The sequence below is a fragment of the Burkholderia sp. 3C genome (assembly GCF_054589155.1).
This window is the reverse complement of sequence record NZ_BAAILN010000158.1, coordinates 15,697-28,956: the sequence shown is the minus strand read 5'-3', so window position 1 is coordinate 28,956 and position 13,260 is coordinate 15,697. Positions and strand designations below refer to the sequence as shown.

Genomic DNA, 13,260 nt, shown 5'->3' with positions numbered 1-13,260 from the left:
CGGCGTAGGCGCGCGCCACCGTGGTGTAGTTCAGTTGCAGCGCGTCGGCCAGCTCGCGCAGGCCCGGCATGCGGTCGCGCGGCTTGAGCCGCCCCACCGCCACATCCTCCTCGATCAGGTCGGGAATCAGCAGGTAGGCCGGCTTGCGACTCTCGGCGAGCCGCTTCGACCAGTGAGCGAGTGAGTGATCCATGTGGGGTTTCCAGGCGTCGATGCAATTCACCAATTCACGTTAACACGCGAATCCACGCGAAAAAAAATCGATCGGATACCGAATCGAAAAGCGATTGCATTGATCGCGCCACGTATCGTTTTGATGCATGCGCGCACAGCCGGCGCGCATGGCGCTGCGCCAGCGCGGTGCGCGATGCGCTGGCGCGGCGCGTTTCCAGGGTGCCGCCGGCCCGCCTGGCACGGCGGATGAGCCACCGTTTCGAAGTGCAGCGTTCTCGATGATTGGACAGTGATCGCATCGCCGTGCGCCGGCACGGCATGTCCCATGCGTAATGGAAGGCGTCCGGGCAACCCTGGCCCGGCGTTTCCGATCATTCACAGACACTTGGAGAACACGATGCCTGCCGTCAATCATCCGCAGCACCAGAAGGGCGACGTACTGGTCGACTACGAAGAAAAGGTATTCGAGGACGTCAAGGCGGAGCCGGGCGAGAAGGCGCTCGTCACGTTCCATACCGTGGCGTTCGAGGGCTCGATCGGTTTCGTGAACCTGCTGCAGGCCACGCGCCTGCAACGCAAGGGCTTCGAAACCTCGGTGCTGCTGTACGGCCCCGGCGTGACGCTCGGCCTGCAACGCGGCTTCCCGACGCTCGGCGACGAAGCGTTCCCCGGCCACTTGAACTTCAACAAGCAACTCGTGAAGTTCATGGAGGAAGGCGGCAAGGTGTACGCGTGCCGCTTCGCGCTGCAGGCGCTGTACGGCCACGGAGAGGCCTCGCTGATCGAAGGCATTCGCCCGATCAATCCGCTCGACGTGCTCGACATCCAGCTGCTGCATCGCAAGGAAGACGCACTGATCATCCACACCTGGACCGTCTGACGGCCGCGCGGAGTTTTCCATGAGCCACAAGCGCATCGTTCGCGCCGCCGCCGCCCAGATCGCGCCCGATCTGGAGCGCGCCGCCGGGACGCTCGAGAAGGTTTGCAGCACGATCGACGAGGCGGCCCGCGAGGGCGTGCAATTGATCGTGTTCCCGGAAACCTTCGTGCCGTACTACCCGTACTTCTCGTTCGTCCGTCCGCCGGTGGCGGCGGGCGCCGATCACATGCGGCTCTACGAGGACGCGGTGGTGGTGCCGGGGCCGGTCACGCAGGCGGTGGCGGAGCGGGCGCGGCTGCACCGCATGGTGGTGGTGCTCGGCGTCAACGAGCGCGATCACGGCAGCCTCTACAACACCCAGCTCGTGTTCGACGCCGACGGGCAACTGCTCCTCAAGCGCCGCAAGCTCACGCCGACCTATCACGAGCGGATGATCTGGGGGCAGGGCGACGCGGCGGGCTTGAAGGTGGCGCATACGGCCATCGGCCGGGTGGGCGCGCTGGCCTGCTGGGAGCACTACAACCCGCTCGCGCGCTATGCGCTGATGACGCAGCACGAGGAAATCCATTGCGCGCAGTTTCCGGGCTCGCTGGTCGGCCCGATCTTCGCCGAGCAGATGGACGTGACGATCCGCCATCACGCGCTCGAATCGGGCTGTTTCGTTGTGAACGCAACCGGTTGGCTGACCGACGCGCAGATTCATTCGATCACGCCCGACCCGCAATTGCAGAAGGCGCTGCGCGGCGGCTGCCACACGGCGATCGTCTCGCCCGAGGGGCAGCATCTGGCCACGCCGCTGCGCGAGGGCGAGGGCCTGGTGGTCGCCGATCTCGACATGTCGCTGATCACCAAGCGCAAGCGAATGATGGATTCGGTGGGCCACTACGCGCGCCCCGAATTGCTCAGTCTCGCGATCAACGACCGGCCCGCCATGCCGGTCACGCCGATGGCGCCGGGCGGCGCCGTGGCATCCCCCGCTGCATCCCCTTTCCCCGCTTTCGAAGGAGCGATCGATGAACGCCATCGCGAAGCCGTCGGCACAGAGCCGGCAACTGATCACTGAGCTGCAGTCGGTCGGGCTGCGGCTCGTCGATCCGAAGGCCGGCGCCGCAAGCCGCCGTGGCGGCGCGGGGCCGTCCGACCACAAGGCCGTCACGGTGGACGGCGTGACCGTGATGGTGCCGGTGCATACCAGCACCGCGTGGGATTCGCCGTTCGTGGCCGGCGCGCCCGACGCGCTCGGCGCGAGCACGCTGACGCGCGGCGCGATCCCGATCGCCGAGATCCGCTTTCCGGCCAACCCGCGCTTCTACGCGTTGCAGACGCTCGACGGCGTGCCGTATTCGCAGATCGCCACGCTGCACGGCGCGGACGTGCTCGCCACCACGGTGCTGCAAACCTGCATCCGCTACGAAAGCCGCCGCAAGATGTGCCAGTTCTGCTCGATCGGCCAGTCGCTCGCGGCGGGCCGCACCATCGCGCGCAAGACCCCCGAGCAACTGGCCGAGGTGGCGCGCGCGGCGGTGCTGCTCGACGGCGTCAAGCACATGGTGCTGACCACCGGCACGCCGGCCACCAGCGATCGCGGCGCGAGCCTGCTGTGCGACAGCGCGTTCGCGATCAAGGCGGCGGTCGATCTGCCGATCCAGGGCCAATGCGAGCCGCCCGACGACGACGCCTGGTTCGCGCGCATGAAGGCGAGCGGCATCGACACGCTCGGCATGCACCTGGAGGCGGTCACGCCCGCCGTGCGCGAGCGCATCATGCCGGGCAAGGCCAGCGTGCCGATCGCGCGCTATCTGGACGCGTTCGACGCGGCGGTGGCGGTGTTCGGGCGCGGGCAGGTCAGCACCTACATCCTCGCCGGGCTGGGCGACACGCCCGAGGCAATTCTCGCGATGTCGGCCGATCTGGTGGCGCGCGGCGTCTATCCGTTCGTGGTGCCGTTCGTGCCGATCAGCGGCACGCCGCTCGAAAGCCATCCGGCGCCCACGCCCGAGTTCATGCGTTCGGTGCTCGCGCCGCTCGGCGCGATGCTGCGCGACGCGGGCCTGCGCTCGACCGACATCAAGGCCGGTTGCGGCAAGTGCGGCGCGTGCTCGTCGCTGTCCACCTACGAGGCCTGATCATGGACTGCGAAGCGATGTGGGACAGCGGCGCGGCGCTCGCCTACCGGCCCGCCGAATTCCGGATCAAGTGGGCCGCGCTGCCGTGGGAAGTTCAGGAGGCCTACCGGTTGCGGCGCGCTGTGTTTTGCGTCGAGCAGGGCGTGTTCGTCGGCGACGACCGCGACGAGATCGACACGCACGCGCAACCGCTGGTGGCCGTCAGCGGTTGCGCGGGGCTGCCCGATCAGGTGGTGGGCACGGTGCGAATTCACGAAACCGCGCCGGGCGTGTGGCTCGGCTCGCGGCTCGCGGTGCATGCGGCGTTCCGCACGCACGGCAGGATCGGCTCCACGCTGATCCTGCTCGCGGTGCGCAGCGCGCATGCGCTCGGCTGCCGCGAATTCCATGCTCATGTGCAGGCGCAGAACGTGCCGCTGTTTCGCCGCCTGCATTGGGAATCGCTCGGCGAGGAGATGCTGCACGGCCGCCTGCATCATCGGATGCTGGCCGATCTCGCGCACTATCCGCCGTGCACCACGCCGTACACCGGTTTCGTGTTGCCGGCAGGAGGGGGACGATGAGCCTCGCCGAACGTATCGCGACGCTGCGCGCAAGCCGCGGCTTCGCGCACAAGACGGATATCGCCGGCGTGGTGGGCGCGCTCGCGCGCGCGTTGCCGAACGGCGCGGCGGATCTGGCGCAGGCGGTGGCGGTGGGCGACGACTGCGCGGCGATCGCCGACGGCGACGGCTACCTGCTGTTCGCGATCGAGGGCCTGGTGGCCGATTTCGTCGAGGCGATGCCGTGGTTCGCTGGCTACAGCGGCGTGATGGTCAATATCAGCGACATCTACGCGATGGGCGGCCGGCCGATCGCCGTGGTCGACGCGCTGTGGAGCGAGGGCCTCGACGCCGCGCGCGCCGTGCTCGACGGCATGGCGGCGGCCTCGGCCGCCTACGGCGTGCCGATCGTCGGCGGCCACAGCAACGCGCGGGCCGATGGCGCGCAACTGGCCGTGGCGATCCTCGGGCGCGCGCGCCGGCTGCTGTCGAGCTTCGCGGCGCAGCCGGGCGACCGGCTGCTGATGGCGGTGGACCTGCGTGGCCGCTTCGAAGATCCGTACCCGTTCTGGAATGCATCGGTTGGCGCGCCGCCGCAGCGGCTGCGCGACGATCTCGAACTGTTGCCCATGCTGGCCGAGGACGGCCTGTGCGATGCGGCCAAGGACATCAGCATGGCCGGCGCGATCGGCACCGCGCTGATGCTGCTGGAAGCGTCGCAGGTGGGCGCGCGCATCGATCTCGATGCGATCCCGCGCCCCGATGGCGTGGATTTCGACCGCTGGCTCGGCGCGTTCCCGAGCTTCGGATTCCTGATGTCGGTGCGCGAGGCGCAAGCCGATGCCGTGATCGCGCGCTTCGCCGCGCGCGGGCTGGCCTGCGCGGCGATCGGCACGGTGGATGCGACGCGCGAGGTGGTGCTGACCGAAGCCGGCGAGGCCGCGCGCTTGTGGGATTTGCGCGAGACGCCGTTCATCGGTGCAGCGCCGGGAGCCGCGCGATGAACGCCGCACCGTTGCGCATCGCGCTGTTCACGCACTCGGTCAACCCGCGCGGCGGGGTGGTGCATACGCTGGAGCTGGCGCGCGCGCTCGGCCGGGCCGGGCACGACGTGACGGTGGTCGCGCCGGCCGGCCCCGGCGAGCGGCTGTTTCGCGACGGCGGCAGCGAGCACGACCGCTTCGAGATGGACGGCTACCGCGTCGTGCTGGCGCGCACCGGGGCCACGCCGTTCGATACGGTCGGCATGGTCGAGACGCGGATCGCCGCGATCCGGCGGGCCTTCGATCGCGCCGCGCTGGCCCGCTTCGACGTGCTCCACGCGCAGGACAGCATTAGCGGCAACGCGCTGGCCGACTGGAAGGCCGAGGGCGCGATCGCCGGTTTCGTGCGCACTGTGCATCACCTCGACACGTTCGCGCATCCGCGCCTCGATGCGTGGCAGCGCCGCGCGTGGCGCGATGCCGACCGCGTGCTGTGCGTGAGCGCCGACTGGACGGCGCGCATGCGCGACGAGCATGGCGTGGCCGCGCAACAGGTGGCCAACGGCGTGGACATCGAACGTTTTTCACAGGCACCGGCCGCCGCGATCGACGCGGTTCGGCAACGCTTCGGACTGCTGGCGAACGGCGCGACGGTGCTCGCGATCGGCGGCATCGAGGCGCGCAAGAACACGCGCGCATTGCTCGACGCGTTCGCGCAATTGCGGCGCGCGAAGCCGCACGCGCAACTCGTGATCGCTGGCGGCGCGAGCTTGCTCGACCACGATGCCTATACGCGCGATTTTCTCGCCCGAGCGGCCGAACTGGGTCTGCCGGTTGGCGTGGGCGGCGCGGTGGTGGTGACCGGCCCGCTCGACGATGCCGCGATCGTCGCGCTGCTGCATGCGGCCGATGCGGTGTCGATGGTGTCGCTGCGCGAGGGCTTCGGGCTGGTGGTGCTCGAAGCGTTGGCCTGCGGCAAGCCGGTGGCCGTGTCGCGCATCGCGCCGTTCACGGAGCATCTCGACGCGCGCACGGCGGTGTGGGCCGACCCCGGCTCGATCGATTCGATCGAGCAGGCGCTGCACGACGCGCTCGACGGCCGCCGCGCGCCCGATTTCCACGCGGCGGTGCCGGCGCTGCTCGCGCGCTTCAGTTGGGCCGCGAGCGCCGCCGCGCACGCGGCGATCTACCGTCAATGGCTGAACGAGCGCGCCGCCGCCGTTCCCCTTGTTACCGAACAGGAATCCTGATCATGCCCGTCATGCACTTCCGGGTCCGCTGGCCCGACGACAGCGAAACCCGCTGCTATTCGCCGTCCACCGTGGTGGCCGATTACTTCACGCCGGGGCAGCGCTACGCGCTCGACGATTTCGTGACGCGCTCGCGCGAATCGCTCGGCATCGCGTCCGAGCGCGTGCGCGCCAAGTTCGGCTTCGCCTGCTCGGCCGCGATGGACGAACTCGCGCGCATCGAGACGCTGGCCGAACGCTTCGGCGCCGCGCCCGACGCCGCCGTCACCGTACTCGCGCTCGAATGACCGCGCCGGCTTGCCCGCCGGTATCCCGCGCCCGTCCATCTTCAGGAGTCCCATCATGTCGAACGCTTCCGCTGCTCTGTCCGCCTCGCCCTCGGGCGAGATCCCGCACTATCCCGTGCTCGTCGTCGGCGGCGGGCAGGCTGGTCTCTCCGTCAGTCATTACCTGAAGGCGGCCGGCATCGCGCATCTCGTGTTCGAGAAGGAAACCGTCACGCACACCTGGCGCCGCCAACGCTGGGACGCGTTCTGCCTGGTCACGCCGAACTGGCAATGCGCGCTGCCGGGCCATCCGTATCGCGGCGACGATCCGCACGGCTTCATGACCAAGGATCAGATCATCGAATATCTCGATGGCTTCATCGCCGCCGTCGATGCGCCGGTGCTCGAACACACGGCCGTGCAACGCGTGACGCGCGGCGCGGATGGCCGCTACTGCGTGGTCACCTCGCGTGGCACGTTTACGGCCGATCAGGTGGTGGTGGCCTCGGGCGGCTATCACACGCCGATCGTGCCGCGCATGGCCGAGCGGCTGCCGGCCGGCATCGCGCAAATCCAGTCGTCCGACTATCGCAACGCGGCCGCGCTGCCCGAAGGCGGCGTGCTGGTGGTGGGCTCGGGGCAATCGGGCGCGCAGATCGCCGAGGACCTGCATCTGGCCGGCCGGCGCGTGACGCTGGCGGTGGGCGACGCGCCGCGCTGCGCGCGCTTCTATCGCGGCCGCGACGTGGTGGATTGGCTGGCCGACATGCGCTATTACGAAATGCCGGTCGGGCAGCATCCGCTGCGCGAGGGCGTGCGCGACAACACCAATCACTATGTGACCGGCCGCGACGGCGGGCGCGATATCGATCTGCGCCGCTTCGCCGCCGAAGGCATGGAACTGTACGGCCGCCTCGACGATTGCCGCGACGGCGTGCTGCGCTTCGCCACCGATCTGGGCGCCTGCCTCGACAGCGCCGACGACACCTACAACGGCATCAACGCCAGCATCGACGCGTTCATCGCGAAGCAGGGCATCGCTGCGCCGCCGGGCCAGCGCTACGCGCCGGTGTGGCGCCCGTCGGCCGAGCGCGCCACGCTCGCGCTGGCCGACAGCGGCATCACGTCGATCGTCTGGTGCATCGGCTTCACGCCCGATTTCAGCTGGATCGACGTGCCGGTGTTCAACGGGCGCGGTTATCCGGCCCACGAGCGCGGCGTGACCGGTGCGCCGGGGCTGTATTTCGTCGGCCTGCCGTGGCTGCATACCTGGGGCTCGGGGCGCTTCTCGGGCGTGGCGCGCGACGCCGAGTACCTGGTCGAGCGGATTCGCACGACCGCCGACGCCACCACGCTGCTGGCCGAAGACGCGGCGGCCTGAAGCACGGGCGCGACACGATGCAGACGACCCTTCATCGCTACCGGGCCGGCATGCCGCAACTGGGCCTGACCGGTTTGGCCGAGAACTGGCTGCTCAAGGAATGCGGTCACCGTCATTGGGAGGCGCTGGCCGCGCATGCAGGGCGCGACACGCCCGATTTCACCGACGAGCGCGGGCGGCCCGCCTATGCCGCGTTCGTGGCGGTGGGCGTGAACCTGCCGCCGCCGGGCGCGATCGACGAGCACGACCGGTTCGAGATCCATCTCGACCTGAGCCGCGTGGGAGCCGTGCGCCACGCGAGCGAGCAGCGCATCGTGCGCGACGGCGCGGTGCTCGGCTCGGTGCGGATGCTGTCCACCTTCGTCACGCGTGAGGCGGCCCACAACCGTTCGGTGGCGCGGGCGCGCATTGGCGGGCTGGCGGGTGCCACCGCCGAAGTGCCCGAAGCGCTGGCCGAACTGACCGCTCGCGGGCGCGGCCTGCGCGATGGCGACATGGATGCCTTGCCGGCCTGGGCGCGCGACGCACAGGGCACCTTCGAGCCGCTCGCCTGCACCGATTTCCTGCCGTGCCCGAACAACGATTTCAACGGCGCGGATCTGCTCTATTTCGCGAGCTTCCAGGCCTTCGTCGATCGTGCCGAATGGCAGCGGCACCGCTTCGCGAAGCCGCCCGCGCTGGTGTCGCGCTCGCTGCATTTCCACGGCAACCTCGACGTGGGCGACACGCTGACGGTGCGCGCACGCATCGAACGGCTCGACGCGGCGCGGCTGCGCCACTGGAGCGAAATCGTGCGCGGCGCCGACGGCATGAAAATCGCCGACGTGATCACCGAAAAACGTTGGGATACCTGATGAACGACGACGATTCGAAGGCCCGGCCCGCCCCGCGCGTGCGCGACGTGCCGTTGAAGCCGGTCTACACGCGGGCCGATCTCGATGGCCTCGCGCATCTCGACGGCAGCGCCGAGCCCGGCGAACTGCCGTTCGTGCGCGGCCCGCATCCTGGCATGTACACCGCGCGGCCCTGGACGATTCGTCAGTACACCGGCCATGCCGACGCGGCGGAAACCAACCTCGCGTTTCGTGCGGCGGTGGCCGGGCAGGCCGACGGGTTGTCGGTCGCGTTCGATCTGCCGACCCAGCGCGGCTACGATTCCGATCACCCCGAGGCGGCGGCCGACGTCGGGCTGGCCGGCGTGGCGATCGACAGCGCCGACGACATGCTGCGCCTGTTCGACGGCATCCCGCTCGACCGCATCTCGGTGTCGATGACGATGAACGGCGCGGTGCTGCCGGTGCTGGCCGCGTTCATCGTGGCCGCCGACGAGCGCGGCGTGCCGGCCGCCCAACTGACCGGCACGATCCAGAACGACATCCTCAAGGAATACCTGGTGCGCCATACGTGGATCCACGCGCCCGAGCCGTCGATGCGGATCGTGGCCGACGTGGTGGCGCATCTGGCCGAACATGTGCCGCGCTTCAACGCGCTGTCGGTCTCGGGCTATCACTTCCAGGAGGCGGGCGCGGAACCGGTGCTCGAACTGGCGCTGACGCTCGCCAACGCGCGCACCTACGTCGAGCGGCTCGTGGCGGCCGGGCTGGATGTCGACGCGGTGTGCGCGCGGCTCAGTTTCTTCTTCGGCGTGGGCACCGATTTCTATACGGAGATCGCCAAGCTGCGCGCCGCGCGCCTGCTGTGGGCCGAACTGGCGGCCGCCTGCGGTGCGCGCTCGCCGCGCGCCCGCGCGCTGCGCACGCATTGCCAGACTTCGGGCTGGTCGCTGACGGCGCGCGAGCCCGACAACAACATCGTGCGCGTGACCGTGGAGGCGATGGCGGCCGTGTTCGGCGGCACGCAATCGCTGCACACCAATGCGTACGACGAGGCGCTGGCGCTGCCGTCGACGGGCGCGGCGCGGCTCGCCCGCAACACGCAGCAGATCCTGCAACACGAGATGGGGCTGTGCGATACGGCTGATCCGTGGGCCGGCTCGTATCTGATGGAATCGCTGACGGCGGGCATTGCCACGCGCGTGCGGGAGATTCTCGGCGAGATCGATGCGCAGGGCGGCATGCTGGCGGCGATCGAATCGGGCTGGGTGCGGCGGCGCATACGTGCGGGCGCCGAGGCCGTGCAGGCGCGCATCGATACCGGCGCGCAGACGGTGGTCGGCGTGAACCGCTTCGTGGCCGATGATGCCGGGCCGCCGCCGGGCTGTCGCGAGATCGACGGCCGCCATGTGCGTGCGATGCAGCGCGCGCGGCTCGAACGCACGCGAGCGCGGCGCGATCCGGCGCGGGTTGCCGCCACGCTGCAGGCGCTCGGCGAAGCCGCGCGCGGCGGGCCGGGCTCGGGCAACCTGCTGGCGCTCGCGATCGATTGCATGCGGGCGCGCGCCACGGTGGGCGAATGCACGGCCGCGCTCGAACGTGTGTGGCCGCGCTATGCGTTGCCCGACGATGAACCGCTGCGCGCCTATGCCGACGCGCGCGATGGCGACGCCGCATGGCAGGCTGCGCGCACGCGTGTCGAGGCGCTCGTGGCGCGGCTCGGGCGGCCGCCCGTGGTGGTGCTCGCGAAGCTCGGGCAGGACGGCCACGACCGTGGCCTCAACGCGATCGCGTCGGCGTTGGCCGATGCCGGGTTCGTGGTGGTGCGTTCGCCGCTGTTCGCTTCGGCGGCGTTGCTGGCCGAGCGCGTTACCGAGCAGGCGGTGGATGGCCCGGTCGATTTGGTTGGCGTGTCGACGCTGTCCGGCGCGCATCTCGACACGGTGCCGGCGCTGCTCGATGCGCTGGCCGCGCGTGCGATCGACGTGCCGGTGGTGGTGGGCGGCATCGTGCCCGATGCACACGCGAGCCGTTTGACGGCTGCCGGCGTACGCGCCGTGTTCGGGCCGGGAACGTCGATGGATGCGCTCGTGATGCGGCTCGCGGCGATCGTCGAACGCTCGGCCGCTGATCGCGACGGCCGCGCTGACCGTGCTGACAGCGGCGACCGCAACGACCGCGACGACCGCGACGACCGCGACGACCGCAACGACCGCAACGACCGCAACGACCGCAACGCCTGCGCCGCACTCAGTCCGCGGGCTGCCTGAGGTCGGCCTGATAGAACGCCGGGAAGCGATCGAGCTGGCGCTGCGCATCGTCGGGCGCGACGCCCTCGGCCAGCACCGCGCTAGAAAAGCCGGTGCGCTCCATCATCTGCAACTGGTCGGCGAGCACCTCGCCGGTGGCGCGCAGGTCGCCGCGAAAGCCGAGCCGCCGCCGCACCAGATACGCCTGGCTGTAGGCGCGGCCGTCGGTGAACGCCGGGAAGTGCAGTTCGACACGCGCCGCGCGGGCGATCGCCTCGGCATGCTCGCTCACGTCGGCGTCGTTGGCCAGCGCGAGCACGGTGCCCTCGGCCTGCGCGGCTTCGGCCGCGTGCGCCTCGGCGCTCAACAGGCGGATGCGTTCGGTGGCGCTCATGCCGGGTTCTCCTCGACGATGCGCGCGGCTTGTGCGGCCGCCTTGAACGGTTCGATGCCCACCCGGCCCACCGTCTCGATGAAGCGTTCGTGCCGCTCGCCGCACGGCGCGCGCAGCGCCAGATAGGTGGCGAGCACGGCATCGATCGCGTCCGGCACCTCGCGCGCCGAGAACGACGGGCCGATCACCTTGCCCGCGCGTGCCTCGCCGCCGCGCGCGGAGCCGTCCGCGCCGCCGAGCGTGACCTGATACCACTCGCGCCCGTCCTTGTCGACGCCGAGGATGCCGATATGGCCGCTATGGTGGTGGCCGCACGAGTTGATGCAGCCGCTGATATGCAGGTCGATCTCGCCGAGGTCTTCCAGTTCGTCGAGATCCTGGTAGCGCTCGGCGATGGCGTCGGCGATCGGCAGCGAGCGCGCGTTGGCCAGCGCGCAGAAATCGCCGCCGGGGCACGCGATCATGTCGGTCAGCAGATGCACGTTCGCGCTCGCCAGCCCTTCGGCGCGTGCGGCTTCCCACAGCGAGAGCAGGTCGTCGGCATGCACCCATGGCAGCACCACGTTCTGCGCGTGCGTGACGCGTGCCTCGCCGGCCGAATAGCGATCGACCAGCGTGGCGACGCGTTCGAGCTGATCGGCCGACGCATCGCCCGGCGCCTGCAGCGTGCGCTTGAACGACAGCGTGACGATCCGCAACGCCGGGTCGCGATGCGGCGCGACGTTGCGCGCGAGCCAGCCGGCCAGCGCCGGCGTGCGCGCGGCCGCCGCGGCCAGCCGCTCGGCGGCGGCCGCATCGGGTGCGCGGCGCGAAACGGCCTCGGGCGTCACGAAGCAGGCTTGCACGCGCGCGAGTTCGGCGTCGGGGATGGTGTGCGGGCCGCCGTCGTGGCCGACGATCTGCGCGAATTCGGCATCCACGTCGTCGATGAAGCGCTGCCCTTCCGCCTTCACGAGAATCTTGATGCGCGCCTTGTACTTGTTGTCGCGACGGCCGTACTGGTTGTACACGCGCACGATCGCCTCGATGTAATTCATGATGTCGCGCCACGGCACGAACGCGCGCATCAGCGTGCCGATCAGCGGCGTGCGGCCCATCCCGCCGCCGGCCGTGACGCGAAAGCCCAGTTCGCCGTTCGCGTCGTGCAGCAGGCGCAGCCCCACGTCATGCCAGTCGGTGGCCGCGCGATCCTCGGCCGCGCCGCTGATCGCGATCTTGAACTTGCGCGGCAGGAACGCGAACTCGGGGTGCAGCGTGGTCCATTGGCGCATGATTTCGGCGAACGGGCGCGGATCGGCGATCTCGTCGGGCGCCACGCCCGCGCGTTCGTCGCACGAGATGTTGCGGATGCAGTTGCCGCTGGTCTGGATGCCGTGCATGTCGACGGTGGCGAGCAGGTCCATCACGTCGGCCGCGCGGTCGAGCGGAATCCAGTTGAACTGAACATTGGTGCGCGTCGTGAAGTGCGCGTGGCGGGTGGGCAGGCGCACCGTGCCGAGCGCGCGCTGCGCGTCGAGCGCCTGGCGGTACACCTCGGGCTCGGGCACGTCGTAGTCGCGCGCGATGCGGGCCAGCACGCGCAACTGCGCGCTCGACAGTTCGCCGTATGGCACCGCCACGCGCAGCATCGGCGCATGGCGTTGCACGTACCAGCCGTTCTGGAGCCGCAGCGGGCGGAACGCGTCCTCGCCGAGCCGGCCGTCCTGCCAGCGTTCGAGTTGGTCGCGGAATTGCGCGGCGCGACTGCGCACGAAGGCGCGGTCGAAGTCGGTATATCGATACATGGGGCACAGGAGAAGGCTCGGCGCGCGCGCCGGGAAGCGACGAACTTACGGCGGCGGCCCGGGGGCGACAAGAAGCAGATCGTGTGAAAAACAGCGCAGCAGTGCGGCGGCCGATCTGCTGCGCCTGTTTTTCCGCTGCCTGCTGCTATACGCGCGGCCGCCGGCAGGCGACCATGCTTCGCAGTGCACGGCGTTGTCTTACCCCTTCGTCTTTTTGCCGTGCCGGGATTACTGCGCGAGTGCCTGGGTCATCACCCCTAAACCCGCAGAGCTTGCGGCCGCATGCCTGTGGCGCGGCAGGCAACCGCTCCGACACGCTACGCTCGTGCCGGAGCCCTTATTTCACGAAACGAATGCATCTGGCGCGCTGCGCCGATGCATTCGTGTCGGAATCCTCA

At 70.0% G+C, this 13,260-nt stretch carries 13 protein-coding genes; 10 read left to right on the top strand and 3 right to left on the bottom strand.

The features are described from left to right. The coding region (locus tag ACYP33_RS34060) for a GntR family transcriptional regulator (RefSeq protein ID WP_459625508.1) at positions 1-193 on the bottom strand (193 nt) is incomplete at its 3' end. Between the two features lie 378 nt (positions 194-571). Here ACYP33_RS34060 and ACYP33_RS34055 point away from each other — a divergent pair. The 10 genes from ACYP33_RS34055 to scpA are packed head-to-tail and all read left to right on the top strand — an operon-like array spanning position 572 to position 10,705. Further along, positions 572-1,054, top strand: coding sequence for an MSMEG_0572/Sll0783 family nitrogen starvation response protein (locus ACYP33_RS34055; RefSeq protein ID WP_414448456.1), 483 nt, complete (start codon positions 572-574; stop codon positions 1,052-1,054). Between the two features lie 19 nt (positions 1,055-1,073). Beyond that, positions 1,074-2,117 (top strand): Nit6803 family nitrilase, encoded by a 1,044-nt coding sequence (locus ACYP33_RS34050; RefSeq protein ID WP_459625507.1) that lies wholly within the window; start codon positions 1,074-1,076, stop codon positions 2,115-2,117. Further along, positions 2,068-3,180 (top strand): MSMEG_0568 family radical SAM protein, encoded by a 1,113-nt coding sequence (locus tag ACYP33_RS34045; RefSeq protein ID WP_459625506.1) that lies wholly within the window; start codon positions 2,068-2,070, stop codon positions 3,178-3,180. Before ACYP33_RS34050 ends, ACYP33_RS34045 begins: the two co-directional genes overlap by 50 nt. 2 nt (positions 3,181-3,182) lie before the next feature. After that, positions 3,183-3,743 carry an MSMEG_0567/Sll0786 family nitrogen starvation N-acetyltransferase gene (locus tag ACYP33_RS34040; RefSeq protein ID WP_459625505.1) on the top strand — a complete coding sequence of 187 codons (561 nt, stop codon included), beginning with the start codon at positions 3,183-3,185 and terminating at the stop codon, positions 3,741-3,743. Further along, positions 3,740-4,726, top strand: coding sequence for a sll0787 family AIR synthase-like protein (locus tag ACYP33_RS34035; RefSeq protein ID WP_459625504.1), 987 nt, complete (start codon positions 3,740-3,742; stop codon positions 4,724-4,726). Before ACYP33_RS34040 ends, ACYP33_RS34035 begins: the two co-directional genes overlap by 4 nt. Then, positions 4,723-5,955 (top strand): MSMEG_0565 family glycosyltransferase, encoded by a 1,233-nt coding sequence (locus ACYP33_RS34030; RefSeq protein ID WP_459625503.1) that lies wholly within the window; start codon positions 4,723-4,725, stop codon positions 5,953-5,955. The genes ACYP33_RS34035 and ACYP33_RS34030 overlap by 4 nt, the downstream gene beginning before the upstream one ends. 2 nt (positions 5,956-5,957) lie before the next feature. Beyond that, the gene (locus ACYP33_RS34025) at positions 5,958-6,242 is read left to right on the top strand and encodes an MSMEG_0570 family nitrogen starvation response protein (protein WP_414440938.1); all 285 of its coding nucleotides are present in this window, start codon (positions 5,958-5,960) and stop codon (positions 6,240-6,242) included. Positions 6,243-6,297: 55 nt separating this feature from the next. After that, complete coding sequence (locus tag ACYP33_RS34020) at positions 6,298-7,602, top strand: MSMEG_0569 family flavin-dependent oxidoreductase (RefSeq protein WP_459625502.1); 1,305 nt, start codon at positions 6,298-6,300, stop codon at positions 7,600-7,602. A gap of 17 nt (positions 7,603-7,619) precedes the next feature. After that, entirely contained in the window at positions 7,620-8,456 is an 837-nt protein-coding gene (locus ACYP33_RS34015) for a Pnap_2097 family protein (RefSeq protein WP_459625501.1), read from the top strand. Further along, positions 8,456-10,705, top strand: coding sequence for a methylmalonyl-CoA mutase (gene scpA, locus ACYP33_RS34010; protein WP_459625500.1), 2,250 nt, complete (start codon positions 8,456-8,458; stop codon positions 10,703-10,705). Before ACYP33_RS34015 ends, scpA begins: the two co-directional genes overlap by 1 nt. Here scpA and ACYP33_RS34005 read toward each other — a convergent pair. Both ACYP33_RS34005 and ACYP33_RS34000 read right to left on the bottom strand, forming a co-directional pair. Continuing rightward, on the bottom strand, positions 10,686-11,078 hold the full coding sequence (locus ACYP33_RS34005; RefSeq protein ID WP_414448447.1) for a DUF934 domain-containing protein: 393 nt from the start codon (positions 11,076-11,078) through the stop codon (positions 10,686-10,688). The genes scpA and ACYP33_RS34005 overlap by 20 nt on opposite strands. Next, on the bottom strand, positions 11,075-12,862 hold the full coding sequence (locus tag ACYP33_RS34000; protein ID WP_459625499.1) for a nitrite/sulfite reductase: 1,788 nt from the start codon (positions 12,860-12,862) through the stop codon (positions 11,075-11,077). Before ACYP33_RS34000 ends, ACYP33_RS34005 begins: the two co-directional genes overlap by 4 nt. Between the last annotated feature and the right edge of the window lie 398 nt (positions 12,863-13,260).